This window comes from Micromonospora sp. NPDC003241, from assembly GCF_053589795.1.
This window is the reverse complement of the sequence record NZ_JBSFSO010000003.1, coordinates 108,374-130,934: the sequence shown is the minus strand read 5'-3', so window position 1 is coordinate 130,934 and position 22,561 is coordinate 108,374. Positions and strand designations below refer to the sequence as shown.

Here is a 22,561-nt window from a genome sequence, read left to right as displayed (position 1 = left end):
CTGCTGCTGCTCAGACGTTCACTGCGCGTGGGCCGTCTCGGCCCCGGCGCCCTCCCGGGCGCGCGCGGCGGCCCGCAGCGTCTCGATCTCCTGCTCGAAGTCGGCGAGCGAGTCGAACGACCGGTAGACGCTGGCGAACCGCAGGTAGGCGACCTCGTCCAGGTCCCGCAGGGGACCCAGGATGGCCAGCCCGACATCGTGGCTCGGGATCTCGGCGGCCCCCTTGGCGCGAATGGTCTCCTCGACCCGCTGCGCCAGGATCGCGATCGAGTCCTCGTCGACCGGTCGCCCCTGGCACGCCTTGCGCACTCCGCCGATGATCTTCGTCCGGCTGAACGGCTCGGTCACCCCGCTGCGCTTGACCACCGCCAGCACCGCCTCCTCGACGGTGGTGAACCGTTTGCCGCACTCCGGGCAGGAGCGCCGCCGACGGATCAACTGTCCGTCGTCCGCCTCCCGCGAGTCGACCACCCGGGAGTCGGCGTGCCGGCAGTACGGACACCGCATCGCCCGACCTCCTTGATCGACTTCGGGTACGCCCCCATCCGCCTCCGGGCACACGCAGGGACGGCGGAGCCGCCCCGCAGGACGGCCGCCGGCTCGGCGGTGCGGAAAGTGCGGTGGGTAGTCGAACCCAACCTGTAGGCGACTTACGCCCATGTGACTACTACATCTAGGGGTCGAACCTATGCCGCTGGCGATCCGAGGTCAAGTTGACCGGCGTGTCCGGCGCGTCACCTGACAACCCACCCACTCCCCCCTCTCCAACCGACCCGAGAACCCAACGCGGACCGGCGGCGGGAGTTACCGTCCGGCCGGACAGGATCACCGACTATCCGTACCGGGTCGAACACGCGTTCGACTCCGCGTACCATTTATCAGAACGGACGTACGACTGTCGCGCTTTTCCGGCCCGACACGCGGAGATAGGTCGTACAGATGTTTGAAAATGACCGATCCCACCGATACGGTCATGAACAACCGGAGGTGACCATGGTCGCCGCACCGGCCGACAGATCACCGTGCGCACCACGAGCCGCCGAGGCACCCCAGCGCCGACCAGGGAGGACGGACGTGACCGAGGACCGGGCCAACCGGCCGCAGAGCCCGCAGCAGAGCATCGAGGCGGGTCCGCCGGCCGCCCGTCGCCGCAGCGTCACCCGCGCCCGCTCCGGGCAGCCCGCCGTACGCCCGGTGACCCCGGTGGTCAGCGGCTTCCCCGACCCGGCGACCGTCGACCTGACCGCCCGTCAGCGACGCATCCTCGACTTCATCCGCACCTGGGTGGAGCGGCACGGCTACCCGCCGAGCGTGCGCGAGATCGGCGAGGCGGTCGGGCTGGTCTCCCCGTCCAGCGTCGCCTACCAGCTCAAGGAGCTGGAGAAGAAGGGCTTCCTGCGGCGCGACCCGAACCGGCCGCGCGCGGTCGACGTCCGCTCCCCCAACGTCGACGACGAGCTGACCCGCTCGCAACGCCCCACCCCGGCGTACGTGCCGATGCTCGGCCGGATCGCCGCCGGTGGGCCGATCCTCGCCGAGCAGTCGATGGAGGAGGTCTTCCCGCTGCCTCGCGAGTTGGTCGGCGAGGGCGAGGTCTTCATGCTCCAGGTCAAGGGCGACTCGATGCTCGACGCGGCGATCTGCGACGGCGACTGGGTGGTCGTCCGGCAGCAGCCGACCGCCGACTCCGGCGAGATCGTCGCCGCCATGCTGGACGGCGAGGCGACCGTGAAGACCTACCGGCGGCGCGACGGCCACGTCTGGCTGATGCCGCAGAACCCGGCCTTCGACCCGATCCCGGGTGACGACGCCACCATCATGGGCCGGGTCGTCGCGGTGCTACGCCGGATCTGAACGACCACGCGGCCGGTGCTGACCCGAGGTCAGTACCGGTCGCCGTCAGTACCGGTCGCCGTCAGTACCGGTCGCCGTCAGTACCGGTCGCCGTCAGTACCGGTCGCCGTCAGTACCGGTCGCCTCGGTAGCCGTAGTTGCCGCCCGGCATCTGGCCGTACGGCTCGTCGCCGTCCTCGCGGTAGCGGCCGGAACGCCGGCCCCGGTGGTCCGGCTCGCCGCCGGGTCCACCCCGCCGGGGCGGTTCGGCACGGCCTCCACCGGGCTGTCCACCCCGTCCACCGCCGGGCGTCCCGTTCGCGCGGCCACCGCCGCCGGGCGCGCCACCTCCCCGGCCGCCGCCACTGGGCATCCCACCGCCACGGCCACCGCCCGGGGCACCGCCGCCCGGGGCACCACCGCTGCGGCCACCGCCACCGGGCGGTCCGCCAGCCCGGCCACCACCGCCGCCGCCGCCGTAGACCCCACCACCGGAGCGGCTCCCGCCACCCTGAGCCGGGCGTCCGCCGCCGCCCTGCGACGAGCGGCCACCGCCGCCGGGACGGCCGCCACCGTAGACCGGGCCGCCCTCACCACCCGACCGGCCACCCTGGTCGCCGGAGCGGCCACCACCACCTCCGCCGCCGTAGACACCTCCGCCCTGAGCCGGGCGGGAGCCGTTGGCACCGGCCGGACGGCCACCGCCGTAGACCGCACCCGACCGGGCACCCTCGGGCCGGTCGCCCTTCGCCGACCCGCCGTAGACGGCACCGGACTGGGCGCCGCCGTACACCGCGCCCCGACCCCGGTCCTTCGGGCCGAGGCCGTCGTCCTTGCGGCTCGGATCGTCGTCGTCATCGTCGCCGTCGCGGCTCTTGCCGGCCGGCACCGGACGCTTGCGGGCCCGCAGGATGCCGAAGATGCCGGCGCCCACCAGCAACGCGCCGAGCACGCCGACGGTGGCGATCAGGTAGGTGATGTCGTCCAGGGTCAGCCCGTCGAACCACGACCGGCCGGCCGCGTTCTTCACCGCGTCCGGGTCGTCGGCAAGGTTCTTCGGGCCCTCGGTGGACGGCGTGTAGCTGAGGATGTCGACCGGCTCGTTGTCGTCGAGATGCCCCGCGTCGGAGACGGTCAGGAAGGTCCTGCCGTCGGTCGAGTACGCGATCGCCTCGCCGAACGGGTCGGCCAGCGGAGTCACCCGGGGCGTGGTGGTGGTCAGCGCGGCGACGATGTCGCCGTTCTGCACGTCGTACTCGAAGGCGTCGGCGTACGTGCGCAGCGCCACCCGGGTGCCGTCCGGGGACCGGGCCGCACCGGTGATCGCCACCCGCCCGAAGGTGCTCAGTGGGTTCTCGGTGTCGGTCTTGGGCAGCTCGATGTCGCCGAGCTTCTTCATCGGCACCGGCTCGGTGTCACCGGTCTTGAGCGCACCGTCGGCGGTGAAGATCTCCGCCTTGCCGGAGGTGACCTTCGTGATGATCAACGGCAGGTTGTCGTCGCCGATCAGCAGCGCCTCGGCGTCGCGGGGCTTGCCGTCCGGGTACGCCAGCCGGTGCAGGACCGGCGACTTGCTGCCGTTGATCGGCATGCTCCAGACCGCGACCCGCTTGCGGCGCTCCCGGCTGGTGATGTTGTCACCGGTGTCGGCGATCCACAACGTGTTGCCGTCCGGCGAGACGGCGAGGTCCTCGGTGTCGAACGGCCCCGCACCCGAGTAACGGACCTCGCGGGTGACGTCGCAGTCCTTGTTGAGGTAGAAGACCCGCTTGCGGCTGTCCTGGTCGGTGCTGTCGTTGATCACGATGTACCCGTTGCGGGTGACCACCAGGCCGGACATCTCCCGCAGCCGCGAGTCGGTGACCGAACACTGCTTCTTGGGCGCGGCCGCGAGCGGCGCGGCGGCCATCGGCACCGCTGCCGGAGCGACGGCGCCAGCGGCGAGCACCGGCCCCACGTCGGTCGATACGGTCGGCGAGCCGACATCGGTCACCGGCGATGCGGCGTACGCGGGTGGCGACGACCCGGGCGCGGCGAGAGTGACGCCGGTGACCGCCACGGTGGCCCCGAACAGGCCGAGCGCAACCGTGACCGAGGAAACAGTGCGGTGCATGAAAGGAAGTGTCGCACGCCCGACGTTTCCTTCGGGTGACGCGGCTGGGCGGTCACCGCGCGGCACGAACCGCCTGCGTCGCGTCGACGTACGTGGACAGTTCGGCGGCGAGCGCCTCGTTGACGCGTACGTGCAGCATGGTGCCCTCGGCCAGGTGCGCGGTGCTGAGTACCTCGCCCTGTCGGTGCAGACGGGCCACCAGGTCACCCCGCTCGTACGGCAGCACCACCCGCAACTCCACCGCCGGGCGTGGCAGCCGCTGCTCGATCGCCGTCCGCAGCTCGTCGATGCCGCGACCGCGGTGCGCGGAGACGAAGATCGCCTCCGGCCAGAGCCGCTTGAGGTGCAGCAGGGTCTCCTCGTCGGCGGCGTCGGTCTTGTTGACCACCAACAGCTCGGGCAGCCGGTCGGCACCGACCTCGCCGAGCACCTCGCGGACCGCCCGGACCTGCTCCTGCGGATCGGGGTGGGCACCGTCGACCACGTGCACCACCAGGTCGGCCTCGGCGACCTCCTCCAGGGTCGAGCGGAACGCCTCGACGATCTGGTGCGGCAGGTGCCGGACGAACCCGACCGTGTCCGACAGCGTGTAGACCCGCCCGTCGGCGGTGGTGGAGCGGCGGGTGGTCGGGTCGAGCGTGGCGAAGAGCGCGTCCTCGACCAGTACGCCGGCACCGGTGAGCCGGTTGAGCAGGCTCGACTTGCCGGCGTTGGTGTAGCCGGCGATGGCCACCGCCGGCACGGCGTTACGGGTACGGCGGGCGCGCTTGGTCTCGCGTACCGTCCGCATGGCCTTGATCTCGCGGCGGAGCCGGGCGATGCGGTGGCGGATGCGCCGCCGGTCGGTCTCCAGCTTGGTCTCACCGGGACCACGCACACCCACGCCGCCACCGGCGCCGCCGCCACGGCCGGAACCACCGGTCTGCCGGGACAGCGTCTCGCCCCAACCACGCAGGCGGGGCAGGAGGTATTCGAGCTGGGCCAGCTCGACCTGGGCCCGGCCCTCCTTGCTCTTGGCGTGCTGGGCGAAGATGTCGAGGATCAGCGCCGTCCGGTCGACCACCTTGACCTTGGTGCGCTGCTCCAGGTTGCGGAGCTGGGACGGGGACAACTCACCGTCGCAGATGACCGTGTCGGCACCGGCGGAGAGCACCACCGAGCCCAGGTCGTCGACCTTGCCCCGCCCGATGTAGGTGGCCGGGTCCGGCCGGGTACGCCGCTGGATCAGCCCTTCGAGCACCTGCGAACCGGCGGTCTCGGCCAGCGCGGCCAGCTCGGTCAGGGAGTTCTCCGCGTCGGTCTGGCTGCCTTCGGTCCAGACGCCGACCAGGACCACCCGCTCCAGCCGGAGCTGGCGGTATTCGACCTCGGTGACGTCGGTCAGCTCGGTGGAGAGGCCGGGGACCCGTCGCAGTGCCTGCCGTTCGGAGAGCTCGTAATCACCGGTGGTGGTGGCGTCGAGCTCGTCGTCGGGAAATGGAACGTGGGTCTCCTGGTCGCGCAAGCGTCTCTCCTGTCCGTTCTGTGCATGTACCGAGCAATCCTGACATGTGTCAACGCGCGGTGCACCTGCTATATGCCCACCGCGGGAACGGGCAAAGGCGGGGGCGGCTGCCAGCCTCCCAACCAGGGCGAGTAGAAATGGGCGAGCCGTTCAGCGCCGACGGAGGGGATCCGCGTGCCCACCACCCGACTGCCCAGTGCCGGATTCTCGATCACGATCCGGATCGCCGTACCCGCCGATGCGTCCTCGATCGGCCGGTTGACCACCTCCGTGGGCGAGGCCGGGGCCATCGTCACCGCGCTGGACGTGGTCGACTCCGACCCGACCCACGTGATCGTCGACCTCACCTGCGACACCGCCGACGCCGGGCACGCCGACCAGGTCGTGGACGCGCTCACCGCGCTGGACGGCGTGGACGTGCGCAAGGTCTCCGACCGGACGTTCCTGCTGCACCTGGGCGGCAAGATTGAGGTCAGCTCGAAGGTGGCGCTGCGGACCCGGGACGAGCTGTCCCGGGCGTACACCCCGGGGGTGGCGCGGGTCTGCCAGGCGATCGCGGAGAACCCGGCCGACGCCCGACGACTGACCATCAAGCGCAACACGGTCGCCGTGGTCAGCGACGGCTCGGCCGTGCTCGGGCTGGGCAACCTCGGCCCGGCCGCCTCCCTGCCGGTGATGGAGGGCAAGGCGGCGCTGTTCAAGCGGTTCGGCGGGGTCGACGCCTGGCCGGTGGTGCTGGACACCCAGGACACCGACGAGATCGTCGCCATCGTGAAGGCGATCGCGCCCGCGTACGGCGGGATCAACCTGGAGGACATCGCCGCGCCGCGCTGCTTCGAGATCGAGGCGCGGCTGCGCGAGGCGCTGGACATCCCGGTCTTCCACGACGACCAGCACGGCACCGCGATCTGCGTACTCGCCGCGTTGACCAACGCACTGCGCGTCGTGGGCAAGCAACTCGCCGACGTACGGGTGGTGGTCTCCGGAGCCGGCGCGGCGGGCACCGCGATCATGAAGCTGCTGCTGCGCCAGGGCGTCGGCGACATCATCGCGTGCGACCGGCAGGGCGCCCTGCACCGTGGCCAGACCGGTCTCAACTCGGCCTGGCAGTGGCTGGCCGAGAACACCAACCGGGACGGCTACTCGGGCGACCTGGCCGGTGCGCTGAACGGCGCGGACGTCTTCATCGGGGTGAGCGCGCCGAACCTGCTCACCGGCGACGACGTCGCCACCATGGCCAAGGACTCGATCGTCTTCGCGCTGGCCAACCCGGACCCGGAGGTCGACCCCCGGGAGGCGCGCAAGCACGCCGCTGTGGTCGCCACCGGCCGCTCCGACCAGCCGAACCAGATCAACAACGTGCTCGCCTTCCCGGGCGTGTTCCGCGGCATGCTCGACGCGCACGCCGAGGAGTTCACCGAGGAGATGGCGCTGGCCGCCGCTCGGGCCATCGCCGACGTGGTCGGCGAGGAGAAGATCAACCCCACGGTCATCGTACCCAGCGTCTTCGACTCCCGGGTGGCCCCGGCGGTGGCCGCCGCCGTCCGCGCCGCCGCCCAGAACCCGGCCGTCACCCCGCCGCCCGCCGCCGACCCGGGCCCGGCCGACCTCCCCGAGATCGCCGCCAGCGCCTCCGCCACCCCCTGAGTCCCGCCCCGGCTCCGACCGCGCCCGGCAACCCTGGACGCGGCCGCCCGGCATCGCACGCCTCCCCCGAAGGCCGCCTGGTTCGCCGATCATGGAGTTGTGGCGCAGACAAAGCCCCCCAAGTAGGTCACAACGTCAACCACAACTCCATGATCGACGCGGTGAGTGGGTGCGGGGTGAGGGGTGCGGGGTGGGCGGGGTGGCGGAGGGGGCGGGAGTGGTCAGGCGAGGGTGAGGGTGCCGGTGGCCACGAGGACGGCGGGGCCGGAGAGCCAGCAGGAGTCCTCGTCGACGGTCACCGTGAGGCGGCCGCCGGGCACGTCGACCGCGACCGTGCCGGTCTCCCGGCCGGCCTCGTGCAGGGCGACGGCGGCGACCGCGCACGCGCCGGTGCCGCAGGAGAGGGTCTCGGCCGAGCCGCGCTCGTAGACGCGCATCAGCACGTGCGGGTCACCGCCGTCGACGGCGTCACCGGCGGCGGTGAACTCGACGTTCACCCCGTGCGGGAAGAGGTCCTCGTCGACGTGGGGCGCCCGGGTCAGGTCCAGGCCGGCGAGGTCCAGGCCGGCGGGCAGCGGGCAGACCAGGTGCGGATTGCCGACGTCCACCGCCGTGCCGGGCAGGGTCAGCCCGCCCAGGGCGGCCGTCGAGGCCGCGTACAACCGGGGACGCCGCATCTGGACGGCGACGGTGTCGCCGTCGACCCGGGCCCGCACGATGCCGGCGCGGGTGGCCACCGGCAGGTCGCCGCCGCTCGGCGCGGCCAGCCCGGTCTCCAGGAGGTACCGGACGAAGACCCGGGTGCCGTTGCCGCACATCTCGGCGAAGGACCCGTCGGAGTTCCAATAGTCCATGAACCACTCGGCCTCGCCGGCCAGGGCGACGCCGTCGGGGTGCTTGGCGGCGCGGACCACGCGCAGCACGCCGTCCCCGCCGAGGCCGCGTCGCCGGTCGCAGATCGTCGCCACCAGTTCGGGCGTCAGGTCGAGCGCGCCGTCCGGGTCGGGCAGGATCACGAAGTCGTTGGCGGTGCCGTGTCCCTTGGTGAACTCCACGCCTTCCATCATGGCGCAGCGGCGCGGACCGTTCCGAGGGCGGCCTCGATCAGTCCCGGATCGGCCGAGTCGAGCCAGCGTACGCGGGGGTCGCGGCGGAACCAGGAGCGTTGGCGGCGGACGAAGCGACGGGTGGCCCGGATCGTCTCGTCGTGCGCCTCGGCCTCGGTCAGCTCACCGGCGAGGAAGCGCAGCACCTGTTGGTAACCGAGCGCCCGGCTGGCCGTACGCCCCTGCGAAAGGCCCTGACCGACCAGTTCGCGGGTCTCGGCGACCAGGCCGTCGGCCCACATCCGGTCCACCCGCAGGGCGATGCGCTCGTCCAGCAGGGCGGTGTCCAGGTCGACGCCGAGTTGGACGGCCGGATAGTAAGGCGTCGGTTCCGGCAGGGCGGCGGTGAAGGGTCGGCCGGTCAGCTCGATCACCTCCAGCGCCCGGACGATCCGCCGGCCGTTGCCGGGCAGGATGCCGGCCGCCGCCGCCGGGTCGGCCGCGCGCAGCCGCGCGTACAGCGGTGCCGGGCCGACGGCGGCCAGCTCACCCTCCAGGCGTTCCCGCAGCGCCGGGTCGGTGCCGGGGAACTCGAACCGCTCCAGCACCGCCCGCACGTACAGCCCGGAGCCGCCGACCAGCAGCGGCACCCGGCCCCGGGCCGAGATGTCGTCGATCGCCGCGCGGGCCAGCCGCTGGTACTCCGCGACGCTGGCCGGCTCGGTCACCTCCCAGAGGTCCAGCAGGTGGTGTGGCACGCCCTCGCGTTCGGCGACGGTGAGCTTGGCGGTGCCGATGTCCAGACCCCGGTAGAGCTGCATCGAGTCGGCGTTGACCACCTCGCCGCCGAGCGCGTGCGCCAGCGCGATGCTCAGTGCCGACTTGCCCGCCGCGGTCGGCCCGACCACCGCGACGACCGGGCCCGGGGCACTCATGCCCGCTCCCAGTTGGCCACGAGGTAGGCCACGCCGTAGGGGGCGCTGTGGTGGCGCAGCGCGCCGCGCCAGTCGCCGCCGCTCGCCCGCGCCGCACCGGCGAGCACCTGCCAGGGCGCCCGCCCGGCGGCCTTGAGCTGCGAGGACAGGGCGGGGTCCAGGCCGAGCAGCGCGTCGGCGTCCGCGTCGGCGAGGGCTTGGGCGACCGTCTCGTCGTACGCCTCGGCGCGCGGGTCGGCGTAGCCGGGTGCCTTCTCGCCCCGGCAGGCCGACCCGTCGCCCATCACCAGCAGCGCCCACGGTCGGCCAGACACGAGGCGGGCACCCAGGTCGGCGCACGTCTCGACCGGCGCGTCGGCGGCCACGGTCGACATGCGCCACGTCGCGTCGCCGGTCGCGGGCGACGGGTGGCGGTCCAGCGCGTCGCCGGTCGCGGGCGACGGGTGACGGTTCAGCAGCCAGGCGCCGACGAGCAGGCCGAGCGGTAGGCGGTCGGTGCCGGGCCGGTCACCGGGGAGGTCGCCGAGGCGTACCTCCAGCGGCAGGCCCCAGGGCACGAGGCTGCCCCGGAACGGGGGGTCGAGGTCGGCGGTGTGATCGCCGGCACCGACCACCAGCACGTCGCGCGCGCCCGAGTCGAGCAGCCGGGCGACGGCGGCGTCGCAGGCGGCGCGCAGATCGTCCAGTTCGGGCGCGGCGGCACCGGCCACCTCGGGGATCAGCAGCGGTGGGTGGGGGCAGACGGCGGCGGCGACCAGTGGCACCAGGCAACCGTATCGGGCGGGCCGGCCGGGACCGCCGCGCACCGGCCGGCGGGCCCTCGGCCGTACGCCGTTCGGCGAAAATCGGCACGCCGGTTCGGACGGTGACGACAGAGAGCTAGGACACCGTATGGTCACGGTCGGCGATAGGCGCTCGACGCGGACCGGGGCGGACCTGTGACAATGCCCGGAGAACTTTGACTGCGCCGTGGCGGGCCCGGGAGGCTGCTCCCTGGGCACCGGGAGATCGAGGATGGGCACATGAGCGACTGGACTGCCTTCGGACGGGTGGACGCGGACGGCACCGTCTATGTCAAGACCGCCGAGGGCGAGCGGGTGGTCGGATCCTGGCAGGCGGGAGCGCCGGAGGAGGGGTTGGCGCACTTCGCGCGCCGCTTCGCCGACCTGGTGACCGAGGTGGATCTGACCGAGGCGCGGCTCAACTCCGGCGCGGCGGACGCCAACCATTCGCTGAGCACCATCCGGCGTATCCGCGGGTCGCTGGCCGAGGCGCACGTGGTCGGCGACATCGACGCCCTCGCCGCGCGGCTCGACAAGCTCGCCACGGTGGCCGAGGAGAAGGCCGGTGAGGCGCGGGCCGCCAAGGAGGCCGCCCGCAGCGAGGCCCTGGCGCGCAAGACCACGCTGGTCGAGGAGGCGGAGAAGCTGGCCGCCGAGTCGACCGGTTGGAAGACCGCCGGCGACCGGCTCAAGGAGATCCTCGACGAGTGGAAGACCATCCGGGGGGTCGACAAGAAGACCGACGGCGAGCTGTGGAAGCGTTTCGCCGCCGCCCGGGACGGTTTCACTCGCCGCCGGGGCGCCCACTTCGCCTCCTTGGACTCGCAGCGCAAGCAGGCGCAGACGGTCAAGGAGGAGCTGGTCGCCGAGGCCGAGAAGATCTCCGACTCGACCGACTGGGCGTCCACGGCCAACCAGCTCAAGGAGCTGATGAACCAGTGGAAGGCCGCACCGCGCGCCTCCAAGGAGGCCGAGCAGCGGCTGTGGGAGAGGTTCCGGGCCGCGCAGGACGCCTTCTTCACCCGGCGCAGTGAGGTCTTCTCGGCCCGCGACAACGAGCAGCGCGCCAACCTGGAGCGCAAGCAGGCGCTGCTCGCCGAGGCCGAGGCGCTCGACGTCGAGGGCGACCCGAAGGGCGCGCAGGCCAAGCTGCGGGACATCCAGGCGCAGTGGCACGAGGCCGGCCGCGTTCCCCGGGAGGCGGCGGCCGGGCTGGAGCGCCGGCTGCGGGCCATCGACGAGAAGGTCCGCGAGGTGATGGACTCGGCCTGGCGCCGGACCACCCGCGAGGACAACCCGCTGCTGGCCCAGATGCGGTCCCAGGTGGCCGAGGCCGAGGAGCGGCTGGCCCGCGCCCAGGCGGCCGGCGACGCCCGACGGATCAAGGAGGCCGAGCAGGCGCTCGCCTCCAAGCGGCAGTTCCTCCAGTTGGCCGAACAGGCCGGCTGAGCGCAGCTCGGACAACCCCGGTTCCCGGTGTGGGAGCCGGGGTTTCTCCATCGCCGAACCTCCTGGTCAGGGCGATGTGAACGTACGACATTTACATCGAGCTGATTCTATGGTTACCTGGGGAAAGCGTTTGCCCTCCGGGGCCAGACACGCCGAGCCACTCCGACCCACTTCGTCCGACGGCAGGCCGCACTCCGCGACCGCCACGGCACCGCTGCCACTGGGCAGGGCAGTCACCGGCGCCGGGGCGTACCCCCTGCCGACCGGTCGACGCATCGAGGCCGACGCCACGGGACACACCACCGGCACCCGATCGTGGCGGGCCGCATCGCGGACGCGTCCGGGCAGCGACAGTCGATCCGCGAACACCACGCGTCGTCCGGCCCGTTCCGCGTACCCGAGGATGAGGAGAAATCTCCGTGCTTGCATTCGTCACGCGTCGCCTGACCCGGCGACTCGCGGCGCTGGCCGCCACGGCGGTCGCGCTGCCCACGGCGCTCGTCGCGGTGACGGCCGCCCCGGCCACGGCGGCGACCGTCGACACCAGTGCGTACTACGTGTTCGTGAACCGCAACAGCGGCAAGGCGATGGACCTGTGGAACTGGTCCACCGCCGACGGTGGCGAGATCCGGCAGTTCACCCGCGCCGACGGCAACAACCAGCAGTTCCAGTTCGTCGACGTGGGCAGCGGCTACTACCAGCTCCGCAACCGGCACTCCGGCAAGGTCGTGAGCATCCCCAACTCGAACGACGGCGTGCAGGTCACCCAGGTCACCGCGAGCAGTGACACCAAGCAGCACTTCCGGCTCGCGGACTCCGCCAACGGCGACGTCCGGTTCATCAGCCGGCACAGCAACAAGGCCCTTGAGGTATGGCAGTGGTCCACCGCCGACGGTGGGATCGTCTCGCAGTACGCCGACATCGACGGCGCCAACCAGCGCTGGCAGTTGGTCCGGCTCGGGGGTGGCACCACGCCCCCGCCGAACCCCGGCCCGCAGACCGGACTCGTCGGCTGGGCCACCCAGAACGGCGGCACCAGCGGCGGCGGCAGCGCCGGCACCACCACGGTGACCACCGCCTCGGCGCTGACCAGCGCGCTCGGCTCCAGCAGCGCGGCGGTGATCCGGGTCTCCGGCACCATCAACTGCTCGGGGATGCTGCGGGTCCGGTCCAACAAGACCATCCTCGGCAACGCGGGCGCGACGATCGTCGGGTGCGGCCTCACCATCAACGGTGACCGCAACGTCATCATCCGGAACCTGACGTTCCGCAACTGGGGCGACGACGCGATCAACATCGAGCAGTCGGCCACCAACATCTGGGTCGACCACAACACCTTCAGCAGTGGTTACGACGGCGCGGTCGACATCAAGCGCGGCTCCGACTTCATCACGGTGTCGTGGAACCGGGTGTTCAGCCACGACAAGACCATGCTGCTCGGGCACAGCGACGACAACGCCGGCCAGGACGTCGGCAAGCTGCGGGTGTCGTACCACCACAACTGGTTCGACGGCAGCAACCAGCGTAACCCCCGGGTCCGCTTCGGCAACCCGGTGCACGTCTACAACAACTTCTACAGCAACGTGCGCGGCTACGGCGTAGCGTCCACGATGAACGCCGGTGTGCTGGTCGAGGGCAACTACTTCGAGAACACCCCCGACCCGTTCCACCGTGGTGAGGGCGACTCCGGCCCCGGCTCACTGGTGGCCCGCAACAACCACTTCGTCAACTCGGGCAGCGGACAGAGTGGCGGCAGCGTGGCCGGCATCCCGTACGCGTACACCCTGGACACGCCGAGCAACGTCAAGTCGATCGTGACGGGCGGCGCGGGCGCCGGACGGATCTCGGTCTGACCGCGCGGGTCGGTCGGGGCGCGGCAGGCCGGGCCCCGACCGGCTCTCAGGGTGCGACGGCGCAGCCGCCCGTCGGCGCGGGCACCGCGGCCGGCGCGCCCACCGACGGCAGCCCGAGCAACACCCCGGGGGTACGCGGCGAGCGACCCGCCTCGGCCGCGTCACCGGCCCGGGTCCGCCGGTGCGACAGCGGCTCCCCGTCGGCGTTGAGGTGGTGCGGGGCGGCATAGGTGATCGCGGTGTGCACGATGTCGCCAGGCCGGATCGCACCCGGCTCGACCGAACCGGTCGCGAAGTGCACCAGCCGGCCGTCGCGCGCCCGGCCGGACATCCGGCCGGTGCGCTCGTCCTTGCGGCCCTCCCCGACGGCGACCAGCACCTCGACGGTCTCGCCGACCAGCTTGCGGTTCTCCGCCCAGGTGATCTCCTCGACGCAGGCGATCAACCGCTCGTACCGCTCCTGCACGACCTGCTTGGGCAGTTGGCCGTCCATGGTCGCGGCGGGCGTGCCGGGGCGCTTGGAGTACTGGAACGTGAAGGCGGAGGAGAACCGGGACTCGCGGACCACGTCCAGGGTGCGCGCGAAGTCCGCCTCGGTCTCGCCGGGGAACCCGACGATGATGTCCGTGGTGATCGCCGCGTCCGGCATGGCGGCGCGGACCTTCTCGATGATCCCGAGGTATTTCTCCGACCGGTACGACCGGCGCATCGCGCGCAGCACCTCGTCCGAGCCGGACTGCAACGGCATGTGCAGCGAGTGGCAGACGTTCGGCGTCTCGGCCATCGCGGCGATCACGTCGTCGGTGAAGTCCTTCGGGTGCGGGCTGGTGAACCGGACCCGCTCCAGCCCGTCGATCTCCCCACAGGCGCGCAGCAGCTTGCCGAAGGCGTACCGGTCGCCGAACTCCACGCCGTACGAGTTGACGTTCTGCCCGAGCAGCGTCACCTCCAGCACGCCCTCGTCGACGAGCGCGCGTACCTCGCTGAGGATGTCGCCGGGGCGGCGGTCCTTCTCCCGGCCCCGCAGCGACGGCACGATGCAGAAGGTGCAGGTGTTGTTGCACCCCACCGAGATCGACACCCACCCGGCGTACGTCGACTCGCGGCGGGTCGGCAGCGTCGACGGGAACACGTCGAGGGCTTCGAGGATCTCCACCTCGGCGGCCGTGTTGTGCCGGGCCCGTTCCAGCAGCACCGGCAGCGAGCCGATGTTGTGGGTGCCGAAGACCACGTCGACCCAGGGCGCCTTGCGGACGATCTCGCCGCGGTCCTTCTGGGCCAGGCAGCCACCGACCGCGATCTGCATGCCCGGGTGCCGGTCCTTGACCGGCCGCAGGTGCCCCAGGTTGCCGTACAGTCGGTTGTCGGCGTTCTCGCGGACCGCGCAGGTGTTGAACACCACCACGTCCGGGTTGTCGTCGGCCCCGCCCGCACGGACGTAGCCCGCCTGTTCGAGCAGGCCGGAAATGCGCTCGGAGTCGTGCACGTTCATCTGGCAGCCGTAGGTGCGCACCTGGTAGGTGCGCGGGCCGCCCGCCGCTGCGGTAGTCATGACGTGCAAAGCGTAGCCGGACCCGTGGAACGGTCGGAACGAGGAGGAGCCGTGTGCCGGAGCATCAAGACTCTGCGTGAGCCGTACACCCCGCAGGTCACCGACGCGGACGTGGAGGCCGCGGCGTTGCAGTACGTCCGGAAGATCTCCGGATTCCGGGCGCCGGCGGCGCACAACGCCGCCGCGTTCGACGCCGCGGTGGCCGCGGTCGCCGCCGCCACCCGCACGCTGCTCGACGAACTCGTGGTCCGTGGCGCCCGCCCCAGCTGACGCCGCACATCGCTGGCTGGCAGTGCAAGGAAGGGCACCTTGTTAACGCCTGCGGTAGAGGAAGGGTCCCTTGTTAACGGCAACCCTCGCGCTGACGGCTCGTGCCGTTAAGAGGGGGCCCGTGCTATGCACGAGGCGTTAACAGGGGGCCCTTCCTTACACCTCAGGCGGCGGCGAGGGCGGGGTTCACCGAGTCCGGGGTCCACCGCGAGCCCCGGCACCGGGACCAGCCCCGGCAGCGCGCGTCGGCCTCGGTGCAGAGGCGACGCTCGCTGAGCACCTCACCGTCGTCGGTCTCCCGCACGTCGAAGTGCACCGGCCGGATGCTGCCGTCGGGAGCGACCAGCAGGTGCCGGGTCTCGTCGAGCGTGTCGTCGCGCAGCAGGCAGTTGCGGTCGAGCAGCCGGGCCAGCGCCGCGACGCTGGGCAACTCGGGCAACCCGTCGGGTACGCCGTAACAGTCCACGATCGTGGCGAACTCCCCCGGTGCCTGCCACACGTCGCAGATCACCGCGTACGTTGGCAACCGGGCCGGATCGGCCACGGCCAGGGGCATGACCACCCGACCGAGCGCCTCGGCCAGTGCCGGGTAGACCTCCGCCGGTCGTACCTGGTCGATTCTCCAGTTCCACAGCTCGGTCATGCCGCCTCCTCGCTGTGCTCGTTCCACCGGCCTCCGGATCGGGCCTTACTGACGATGGTGGGGGGCATTTGCCCCAAGCCGGGGGCAAGTTACCGGTCTGTGACCATTCTGGGCAAAATTTCCCGTCGCTGGATCGCTGCGGGTAGCGGGAAGGTGACAGTTTATCGGGTATGGTCCGCGCTTCCACGCAGCGGCTCGCCGGGTCGGCACAGCGCACCCGGTGCTCGGCGCGGATCAGCGCAGGAATCCGGGCCTCGGCCAGCCATCAGCCCATCACCTACGGACCGGCCCGGCCCGCCGTCAGCGCAGGACGATCCGGTGCTCGCTGCGCGGCCGCAGCTCGCCGATCACCGGGGCGCCCGGCACCTCGCCGGCCACCAGCAGACCGCCCGAGGTCTGCGCGTCGGCCAACAGCAGTCGCTCGGCCTCACCGACCGCGCCGAAGTCGGTCCACGGGGTCACCCATTCGAGGTTGCGGCGGGAGCCGCCGCTGACGTACCCGTCGCGCACCGCCTCGGCGGCGCCGGCCAGATAGGGCACCCGAGCGGTGTCGATCACCACGGTGAGTTCGCTGGCCCGGGCCAGTTTCGACGCGTGGCCGAGCAGACCGAATCCGGTCACGTCGGTGCCGCAGCGCACCCCGGCCGCCACCGCCGCCCGGGCCGCGTCCCGGTTGAGTGTGGTCATCGCGGCGACCGCCTCGGGGAAGCTCTCCCCGGTGTTCTTGTGCCGGGTGTTGAGCACGCCGACACCGAGCGGCTTGGTCAGCGAGAGCGGCAGCCCGGCCCGCCCGCCGTCGAGGGTGATCAGCTCCTCCGGCCGGACCAGACCGGTGACGGCCAGCCCGTACTTGGGGCCGTCGTCGTCCACGCTGTGTCCGCCGGCCAGGTGGCAGCCGGCCTCCTGGGCCACGTCCCGGCCGCCGCGCAGCACCTCGCGGGCCAATTCGAGCGGCAGTACGTCACGGGGCCAGCAGAGCAGATTGAGCGCCACCAACGGGGTGCCGCCCATCGCGTACACGTCGGAGAGCGCGTTGGTGGCGGCGATCCGACCCCAGTCGTACGCGTCGTCCACCACCGGGGTGAAGAAGTCGGCGGTGGTCACCACGCCGGTCCGCTCGTCCAGCCGGACCACCGCGGCGTCGTCGCCGTGATCGAGCCCGACCAGCAGGTCGGCCGCGCCGGCGGCGGGACCGAGCCCGGCCACCATCGCCTCCAGCTCGCCCGGTGGGATCTTGCAGGCGCATCCGCCGCCTCGGGCGTACCGCGTCAGCCGCACCCGTTCAGTCATCAGCCCATGATCTCCGTCACTGGGCGTGAGCACCACCGCTGACCGGCAATTTCGGACTTCAGGTCAGGATCCGGATCGGTGTTACCGCTCCGTGACCAACTGAGTTGTCTACCGACATGTCGCCCCGCCTACAGTGGCCGCTAACCGAGGGTCATCCGGCCCTCAAAGCAATGAGGGGGACGGTGGACGACGTGACGACGGGCGAACCGCTCATCGTGCTGGACTCGGTCAACAAGTGGTTCGGGCCGTTGCATGTACTGGACGACGTCTCGGTGTCGGTGAACCGGGGTGAGGTGGTCGTGGTGATCGGCCCGTCCGGCTCCGGCAAGTCGACCCTGTGCCGCACGATCAACCGACTCGAACCGATCAACTCCGGCACCATCACGTTCGACGGCCAGACGCTGCCGGCCGAGGGCAAGGCCCTGGCGAAGCTGCGCAGCGAGGTCGGGATGGTGTTCCAGTCCTTCAACCTCTTCGCGCACAAGACGATCCTCGAGAACGTCACCCTCGGCCCGGTCAAGGTGCGCAAGGAGAAGCCGGCGGCGGCCCGCGAGCGGGGTCTGGCCCTGCTCGACCGGGTGGGCATCGCCAACCAGGCCGACAAGTACCCGGCCCAGCTCTCCGGCGGTCAGCAGCAGCGCGTCGCGATCGCCCGGGCGCTGGCCATGCAGCCCAAGGCGATGCTCTTCGACGAGCCCACCAGCGCACTCGACCCGGAGATGGTCGGCGAGGTGCTGGAGGTGATGACCTCGCTGGCCCGCGACGGCATGACCATGGTCGTGGTGACCCACGAGATGGGCTTCGCCCGGCACGCCGCCAACCGGGTCATCTTCATGGCCGACGGCAAGCTCGTCGAGGAGTCCACCCCGAACGAGTTCTTCGCCAGCCCGAAGACCGACCGGGCCAAGGACTTCCTCTCCAAGATCCTCACTCACTAGTCCGACCGAATACGAGCACGCCGTCCCCCCGGCGGTGGAGCTTTGTCGCAGAAGGAGATGAAAAATGCGTATTAAGCGCATAGCGGCGGTTGCCGCGGCAGCCACCCTCGCCCTCGGCATGACCGCCTGTGGCGGGGACGACGCCGACGACGCCGCCACCGGCGAGACCAAGGACTTCGCCGCCGGCAGCACGATGGAGCGCCTCAACAAGGCCCAGGCCATCAAGATCGGCACCAAGTTCGACCAGCCGCTGTTCGGCCTCAAGGGCCTCGACGGCGACCCGCAGGGCTTCGACGTCGAGATCGGCAAGGTCATCGCCGCCGAGCTGGGCATCCCGGAGAGCAAGATCGAGTGGGTCGAGACCCCGTCCGCGGTCCGCGAGCAGCGGATCGAGGAGTCGGCGGTCGACCTGGTGATCGCGACCTACACGATCAACGACACCCGCAAGGAGCGGATCGACTTCGCCGGGCCGTACTACATCGCCGGCCAGACGATCCTGGTCCGGGCCGACGAGAGCGAGATCACCGGCCCCGACTCGTTCAAGACCACCACCAAGAAGGTCTGCTCGGTGCAGGGTTCGACCCCGGCCAAGAACATCGAGCCGTACCTGAGCAACATCGCCGAGCAGCTCGTCGTCTTCGACGTGTACACCAAGTGCCTCGACGCCCTCAAGGGCGGCCAGGTGGACGCGATCACCACGGACAACGTGATCCTGACCGGCTACATGTCGCAGAACGAGGGCCAGTTCAAGCTCGCCGGTGAGACCTTCACCGAGGAGCCGTACGGCATCGGCCTCAAGAAGGGCGACAACGACTTCCGCACCTTCCTGAACGACACCCTCGAGGCGTCCTTCACCGACGGCCGTTACCTGGAGGCCTGGAAGAACACCGCGGGCAAGGTCGACTCGGCCGACCCGAAGACCCCGACCGTCAACCGCTACTGATCCCTTAGCTGAAGGGTGATTTCGTGAACGTCCTCGTCGACAACTTCGACGTCTTTCGCAGTGGATTCTTTGTCACTCTTCAGCTCTGCATCCTTTCGGCCACGGGGGCGTTGATCCTCGGCGTCCTCGTGGCCGTCATGCGGATCTCGCCGGTGCCTCCACTGCGGTGGCTCGGCGGAACGTATGTCACGGTGCTGCGCAACTGTCCACTCACGATCGTCATGTTCTTCGCCGCGTTCGGTCTCCCGGCACTCGGGTCCAACGCCGACTTCCTCCGGATCCCGGGGCTGGACTCGATCTTCCAGCGCCTCGGGACCGACCTCCCGTACTTCCGGTTCGCGTTCATCGCGCTGAGCGTCTACACGGCCGCCTTCGTGGCCGAGGCGGTCCGCAGCGGTGTCAACGGTGTGTCGAGCGGCCAGGCCGAGGCGGCTAGGGCCATCGGACTGACCTTCACGCAGAACCTGCGCTTCGTCGTCCTGCCCCAGGCATGGAAAGGAGCGATCGTGCCGCTCGGCAGCGTGCTGATCGCCATGATCAAGAATTCGGCGCTGGCCGGCTTCTTCGGCGTCGCCGGAGACCTCTCCGCCAGCGGCCAGGCGCTCACCAGCGTGGGCGGCCTGCCGATCATCCCCGTCTTCATCGGCATCAGCCTGGGCTACCTGATCCTCACGGTCCCCCTCGGCCTGATGCTGGACCGGATCGAGCGCCGGCAGGCGGTGGCCCGATGAGCAACCAGACGATGTCCGTCCTCTACGACGCTCCGGGTCCGCGCGCCCGCCGGATCACGATCATCTCCAGCGTGCTCGCCGCCGTCGCGGCCGTCGCCGGTGCCTACTTCCTCGTCTACCGGCCGCTCGACGAGCGCGAGCAGTTCGCGATGGAGAAGTGGGGACCGCTGATCGACCCGAGCAACGAGGTCTTCGGCCAGGTGTGGACCCAGCTCGGCCAGGGCTTCCGGGCGACCCTGATCGCCGCCGCGCTCGCCATCGTCAGCTCGCTGGTCTTCGGCACCCTGCTCGCCATCCTGCGGGTGCAGCTCAAGGCGCTGATGCGCCGCCGCTTCACCACCCTGGCGCCGCCGGTGGCCCTGGCCGTACGCGGGCTGAGCTGGGTGCTCAACGGCGTGACCAAGTTCTTCGTCGAGGTGTTCCGGGGACTGCCGGTCGTCATCACGATCTTCTTCTGCGCCAGCGGCCTGCCGGTGCTCGGCGTGGACCTGGGCAGCATCCTGTGGTACCTGGTGATCGGCCTGACCATCTACAACGGTGTGGTCATCGGTGAGATCCTCCGCTCCGGCATGGAGGGCCTGCCCGGCGGCCAGCGCGAGGCGGCCGACGCGATCGGTCTGACCTCGTTCCAGGCGACCCGGATGATCCTGCTGCCGCAGGCGTTCCGGATCATGCTCCCGGCGCTGATCAGCCAGCTCGTCGTGGTCTTCAAGGACACCTCGCTGGGCTTCATCATCAGCTACGAGGAGGTGCTCCGGAAGAGCAGCTTCATCATCCAGGTGCTGGACAACCCGATCCAGGTGTACTTCGTCGTCGGCGTCATCTACATCGCCGTCAACTACCTGCTGTCGAAGCTCGCCGAGTACGCCCAGCGGCGTCTCGCTCGGGGCCGTCGGGCGATCAAGAACACGCCGAAGGATGACGCGACCCCGAGCCGGGCAGAGCCGGGCCTCGGCCAGGACGTGGCGGTCGCCGGCACGGCCACCTGACCCCGATCAGGAGCACCGCACGAACCGGATGGCCGGTCGGAGGCGAGAAGCCACCGACCGGCCATCGGCGTCAGCGGGCGATCTCGGTGACCCGGGACTCGCGTACCACCGTCACCCGGATCTGTCCCGGGTAGGTCAACTCCTCCTCGACCTGCTTGGCCACGTCACGGGCCAGCACCGCCGCGCCGATGTCGTCGACGTCGTCCGGCTTGACCATCACCCGGATCTCGCGGCCCGCCTGCATCGCGAAGACCTTCTCCACGCCGTGCTTGCCGGCGGCGATCTCCTCGATCCGCTCCAGCCGCTTCACGTACGCCTCCAGGCTCTCCCGCCGGGCCCCCGGCCGTCCCCCGGAACAGGCGTCGGACGCCTGGGTGAGCACCGCCTCGACGGTCTGCGGCGGCACCTCGTTGTGGTGCGCCTCGATGGCGTGCACCACGTCCTCGCTCTCGCCGTACTTGCGGGCCACGTCGGCGCCGATGATGGCGTGGCTGCCCTCCACCTCGTGGGTGAGCGCCTTGCCGATGTCGTGCAGGAACGCCGACCGCTTGATCAGCGGCACGTCCAGACGCAGCTCGGCGGCCATCACCCCGGCGATGTGCGCGGTCTCCACCAGGTGCTTGAGCACGTTCTGCCCGTACGAGGTGCGGTAGCGCAGCCGTCCGAGCAGCGTGACCAGCTCGTCGTGGATGTCGGTGATCCCGACCTCGACCAGGGCGTCCTCGGCTGCCCGCCGGCAGAGCTGGTCCACCTCCTGGCGGGCCAGGTCGTGCACCTCCTCGATCCGGTGCGGGTGGATCCGGCCGTCGAGCACCAGCTTCTCCAGCGTCAGCCGGCCCACCTCCCGGCGTACCGGGTCGAAGCAGGACAGCAGCACCGCCTCGGGGGTGTCGTCGATGATCAGGTTGACGCCGGTGACCGACTCGAAGGCCCGGATGTTGCGGCCCTCCCGACCGATGATCCGACCCTTCATCTCGTCGCCCGGCAGGTGCAGCACGCTGACCACGCTCTCCGCGGTCTGTTCGCTGGCCACCCGTTGGATCGCGTCGACCACGATGTGCCGGGCCCGCTGCTCGGCCGTGGAGCGGGCGTCGGACTCGATGTCCCGCACCAGCAGCGCGGCCTCCCGCTTGGCCTGGGTCTCGATCGCCTCGACCAGCTCGGTCCGGGCCGCGTCGGCGGTCAGTCCGGCCACCCGCTCCAACTCCCGCCGCCGCTGGTTCTCCGCCTCGGCCAGTTCCGCCTCCCGGGCGGCCAGCGCCGCCTCCCGGGTCGCCAACGCCGCACTCGCGGCGGTGAGCTGGCGCTCCCGCTCGGCGAGCCGTTCCACCTCCTCGGTGTGCAGCCGCTCCCGCTCGTCCATCCGGGTGGCCCGCCGCTCGACCTCGGCGGCCTGTTCCCGGGTGGTCGCGGCGAGCACCGCCACCTCCCGCTCACCGCTGCGCCGGGCCGCCGTGCGCAACTGCTCGGCGTCCGCCTCGGCCTGCTTGTGCGCCCGCTCCAGCACGGCGTCCGCCTCGGCCCGGGCGTCGTCGAGCACCCGGCGGGCTTCCGCGCGGGCCGACTTCGCCTCCGCCTTGGCCCCCGCCGCCTCGGCGCGCGCCGCGGACGCCGCCGACTTGGCCACGTCGATGGTGCTGTTCACCTCGTCGGCGGCGGTCCGCAACGCCGCCAGCGACTGCTCCTGACGGTCCTTCTCCGCGATGTACGCGGGATCCTCCGGTGCCGGACGTGACTGCATGCCGCGCAGCACCCGCAGCCCGAGGAAGGCCGCGCCGAGCACCACCGCGGTCAGCAGCAGGACGGCGACCAGGAGCACCACGTCCAGGCCCCTCATCCGGCGGCCCCCCAGGCTGCGTCACCGGTCGCCGCGATGCGGCGCGTCGGCTGCTCTCCTGACGACCCCGAACTCTGCTCACCGTCGTCGGTGGCCCCCGCACCCGCCTCGGCGGGTACGCCCGTTCCCCCGCTCATGCCGGCCACCCGATGGACCCATACCGCCTCGACATGGCGCGCCTCCCCTGAACGTCGCGCCGCAGCAGC

Annotated in this window: 20 protein-coding genes; 9 read left to right on the top strand and 11 right to left on the bottom strand. The window is 71.3% G+C overall.

The genetic code is table 11. The features are described from left to right. Positions 1-18: 18 nt before the first annotated feature. Positions 19-507, bottom strand: a complete 489-nt coding sequence (gene nrdR, locus ACWDVW_RS03900; protein ID WP_350693877.1) for a transcriptional regulator NrdR — start codon at positions 505-507, stop codon at positions 19-21. 567 nt (positions 508-1,074) lie between these two features. Between nrdR and lexA the strand changes: the two genes are divergently transcribed. Continuing rightward, the gene (gene lexA / locus ACWDVW_RS03895; RefSeq protein ID WP_449944463.1) at positions 1,075-1,854 is read left to right on the top strand and encodes a transcriptional repressor LexA; all 780 of its coding nucleotides are present in this window, start codon (positions 1,075-1,077) and stop codon (positions 1,852-1,854) included. 109 nt (positions 1,855-1,963) lie between these two features. Here the strand turns inward: lexA and ACWDVW_RS03890 are convergent, their stop codons facing one another. After that, entirely contained in the window at positions 1,964-3,946 is a 1,983-nt protein-coding gene (locus ACWDVW_RS03890) for a hypothetical protein (protein WP_449944460.1), read from the bottom strand. 52 nt (positions 3,947-3,998) lie between these two features. Further along, the gene (hflX, locus tag ACWDVW_RS03885) at positions 3,999-5,450 is read right to left on the bottom strand and encodes a GTPase HflX (RefSeq protein ID WP_449944457.1); all 1,452 of its coding nucleotides are present in this window, start codon (positions 5,448-5,450) and stop codon (positions 3,999-4,001) included. A gap of 174 nt (positions 5,451-5,624) precedes the next feature. On the opposite strand from hflX, the gene ACWDVW_RS03880 reads away from it, so the two are divergent. After that, positions 5,625-7,097, top strand: a complete 1,473-nt coding sequence (locus ACWDVW_RS03880; RefSeq protein WP_396745111.1) for an NAD-dependent malic enzyme — start codon at positions 5,625-5,627, stop codon at positions 7,095-7,097. A gap of 221 nt (positions 7,098-7,318) precedes the next feature. Here ACWDVW_RS03880 and dapF read toward each other — a convergent pair whose 3' ends face one another. Genes dapF through ACWDVW_RS03865 form a run of 3 tightly spaced genes read right to left on the bottom strand, consistent with a single transcriptional unit; the run spans position 7,319 to position 9,842 of the window. Further along, on the bottom strand, positions 7,319-8,152 hold the full coding sequence (dapF, locus tag ACWDVW_RS03875; protein WP_449944453.1) for a diaminopimelate epimerase: 834 nt from the start codon (positions 8,150-8,152) through the stop codon (positions 7,319-7,321). Positions 8,153-8,160: 8 nt separating this feature from the next. Further along, a complete protein-coding gene (miaA, locus tag ACWDVW_RS03870; RefSeq protein WP_449944450.1) occupies positions 8,161-9,078 on the bottom strand; it encodes a tRNA (adenosine(37)-N6)-dimethylallyltransferase MiaA in 918 nt (305 codons plus the stop codon). Beyond that, positions 9,075-9,842 carry a hypothetical protein gene (locus ACWDVW_RS03865; protein ID WP_449944448.1) on the bottom strand — a complete coding sequence of 256 codons (768 nt, stop codon included), beginning with the start codon at positions 9,840-9,842 and terminating at the stop codon, positions 9,075-9,077. Before ACWDVW_RS03865 ends, miaA begins: the two co-directional genes overlap by 4 nt. 258 nt (positions 9,843-10,100) lie before the next feature. On the opposite strand from ACWDVW_RS03865, the gene ACWDVW_RS03860 reads away from it, so the two are divergent. Further along, positions 10,101-11,309, top strand: coding sequence for a DUF349 domain-containing protein (locus ACWDVW_RS03860; protein ID WP_449944446.1), 1,209 nt, complete (start codon positions 10,101-10,103; stop codon positions 11,307-11,309). A gap of 419 nt (positions 11,310-11,728) precedes the next feature. Next, complete coding sequence (locus ACWDVW_RS03855; RefSeq protein ID WP_449944443.1) at positions 11,729-13,162, top strand: pectate lyase family protein; 1,434 nt, start codon at positions 11,729-11,731, stop codon at positions 13,160-13,162. A 46-nt stretch (positions 13,163-13,208) separates the two neighbouring features. On the opposite strand, the gene miaB is transcribed toward ACWDVW_RS03855, so the two are convergent. Then, positions 13,209-14,714: a tRNA (N6-isopentenyl adenosine(37)-C2)-methylthiotransferase MiaB gene (gene miaB / locus ACWDVW_RS03850; protein ID WP_449944440.1), complete on the bottom strand. Its 1,506-nt coding sequence runs from the start codon at positions 14,712-14,714 to the stop codon at positions 13,209-13,211. A gap of 51 nt (positions 14,715-14,765) precedes the next feature. Between miaB and ACWDVW_RS03845 the strand changes: the two genes are divergently transcribed. Further along, a complete protein-coding gene (locus tag ACWDVW_RS03845; protein ID WP_117226614.1) occupies positions 14,766-14,984 on the top strand; it encodes a DUF2277 family protein in 219 nt (72 codons plus the stop codon). A gap of 163 nt (positions 14,985-15,147) precedes the next feature. On the opposite strand, the gene ACWDVW_RS03840 is transcribed toward ACWDVW_RS03845, so the two are convergent. Together ACWDVW_RS03840 and selD are read right to left on the bottom strand one after the other, a co-directional pair. Next, positions 15,148-15,627, bottom strand: coding sequence for a hypothetical protein (locus tag ACWDVW_RS03840; protein ID WP_396745135.1), 480 nt, complete (start codon positions 15,625-15,627; stop codon positions 15,148-15,150). 300 nt (positions 15,628-15,927) lie between these two features. Then, entirely contained in the window at positions 15,928-16,917 is a 990-nt protein-coding gene (gene selD, locus ACWDVW_RS03835) for a selenide, water dikinase SelD (RefSeq protein WP_449944435.1), read from the bottom strand. 170 nt (positions 16,918-17,087) lie between these two features. On the opposite strand from selD, the gene ACWDVW_RS03830 reads away from it, so the two are divergent. The 4 genes from ACWDVW_RS03830 to ACWDVW_RS03815 all read left to right on the top strand — a co-directional run bounded on the left by ACWDVW_RS03830 (position 17,088) and on the right by ACWDVW_RS03815 (position 20,518). Further along, on the top strand, positions 17,088-17,855 hold the full coding sequence (locus ACWDVW_RS03830; protein WP_162854365.1) for an amino acid ABC transporter ATP-binding protein: 768 nt from the start codon (positions 17,088-17,090) through the stop codon (positions 17,853-17,855). A 64-nt stretch (positions 17,856-17,919) separates the two neighbouring features. Then, positions 17,920-18,798, top strand: a complete 879-nt coding sequence (locus tag ACWDVW_RS03825; protein WP_449944431.1) for a glutamate ABC transporter substrate-binding protein — start codon at positions 17,920-17,922, stop codon at positions 18,796-18,798. Between the two features lie 23 nt (positions 18,799-18,821). Then, positions 18,822-19,529, top strand: a complete 708-nt coding sequence (locus tag ACWDVW_RS03820; RefSeq protein WP_350693854.1) for an amino acid ABC transporter permease — start codon at positions 18,822-18,824, stop codon at positions 19,527-19,529. After that, on the top strand, positions 19,526-20,518 hold the full coding sequence (locus ACWDVW_RS03815; RefSeq protein ID WP_449944427.1) for an amino acid ABC transporter permease: 993 nt from the start codon (positions 19,526-19,528) through the stop codon (positions 20,516-20,518). The genes ACWDVW_RS03820 and ACWDVW_RS03815 overlap by 4 nt, the downstream gene beginning before the upstream one ends. 70 nt (positions 20,519-20,588) lie before the next feature. On the opposite strand, the gene rny is transcribed toward ACWDVW_RS03815, so the two are convergent. Both rny and ACWDVW_RS03805 read right to left on the bottom strand, forming a co-directional pair. Further along, a complete protein-coding gene (gene rny, locus ACWDVW_RS03810; RefSeq protein WP_449944424.1) occupies positions 20,589-22,355 on the bottom strand; it encodes a ribonuclease Y in 1,767 nt (588 codons plus the stop codon). Then, on the bottom strand, positions 22,352-22,492 hold the full coding sequence (locus ACWDVW_RS03805; protein WP_449944421.1) for a hypothetical protein: 141 nt from the start codon (positions 22,490-22,492) through the stop codon (positions 22,352-22,354). The genes rny and ACWDVW_RS03805 overlap by 4 nt, the downstream gene beginning before the upstream one ends. Positions 22,493-22,561: the final 69 nt, after the last annotated feature.

Excerpts from the sequence above, each read along its gene's own strand:
- ACWDVW_RS03890 (WP_449944460.1), bottom strand. The coding sequence starts at position 3,946 with ATGCACCGCACTGTTTCCTCGGTCACGGTTGCGCTCGGCCTGTTCGGG.
- selD (WP_449944435.1), bottom strand. The coding sequence starts at position 16,917 with ATGACTGAACGGGTGCGGCTGACGCGGTACGCCCGAGGCGGCGGATGC.
- rny (WP_449944424.1), bottom strand. The coding sequence starts at position 22,355 with ATGAGGGGCCTGGACGTGGTGCTCCTGGTCGCCGTCCTGCTGCTGACC.
- miaB (WP_449944440.1), bottom strand. The coding sequence starts at position 14,714 with ATGACTACCGCAGCGGCGGGCGGCCCGCGCACCTACCAGGTGCGCACC.
- ACWDVW_RS03815 (WP_449944427.1), top strand. The coding sequence starts at position 19,526 with ATGAGCAACCAGACGATGTCCGTCCTCTACGACGCTCCGGGTCCGCGC.
- ACWDVW_RS03840 (WP_396745135.1), bottom strand. The coding sequence starts at position 15,627 with ATGACCGAGCTGTGGAACTGGAGAATCGACCAGGTACGACCGGCGGAG.
- ACWDVW_RS03830 (WP_162854365.1), top strand. The coding sequence starts at position 17,088 with ATGAGGGGGACGGTGGACGACGTGACGACGGGCGAACCGCTCATCGTG.
- nrdR (WP_350693877.1), bottom strand. The coding sequence starts at position 507 with ATGCGGTGTCCGTACTGCCGGCACGCCGACTCCCGGGTGGTCGACTCG.
- ACWDVW_RS03805 (WP_449944421.1), bottom strand. The coding sequence starts at position 22,492 with ATGAGCGGGGGAACGGGCGTACCCGCCGAGGCGGGTGCGGGGGCCACC.
- ACWDVW_RS03825 (WP_449944431.1), top strand. The coding sequence starts at position 17,920 with ATGCGTATTAAGCGCATAGCGGCGGTTGCCGCGGCAGCCACCCTCGCC.
- ACWDVW_RS03860 (WP_449944446.1), top strand. The coding sequence starts at position 10,101 with ATGAGCGACTGGACTGCCTTCGGACGGGTGGACGCGGACGGCACCGTC.
- miaA (WP_449944450.1), bottom strand. The coding sequence starts at position 9,078 with ATGAGTGCCCCGGGCCCGGTCGTCGCGGTGGTCGGGCCGACCGCGGCG.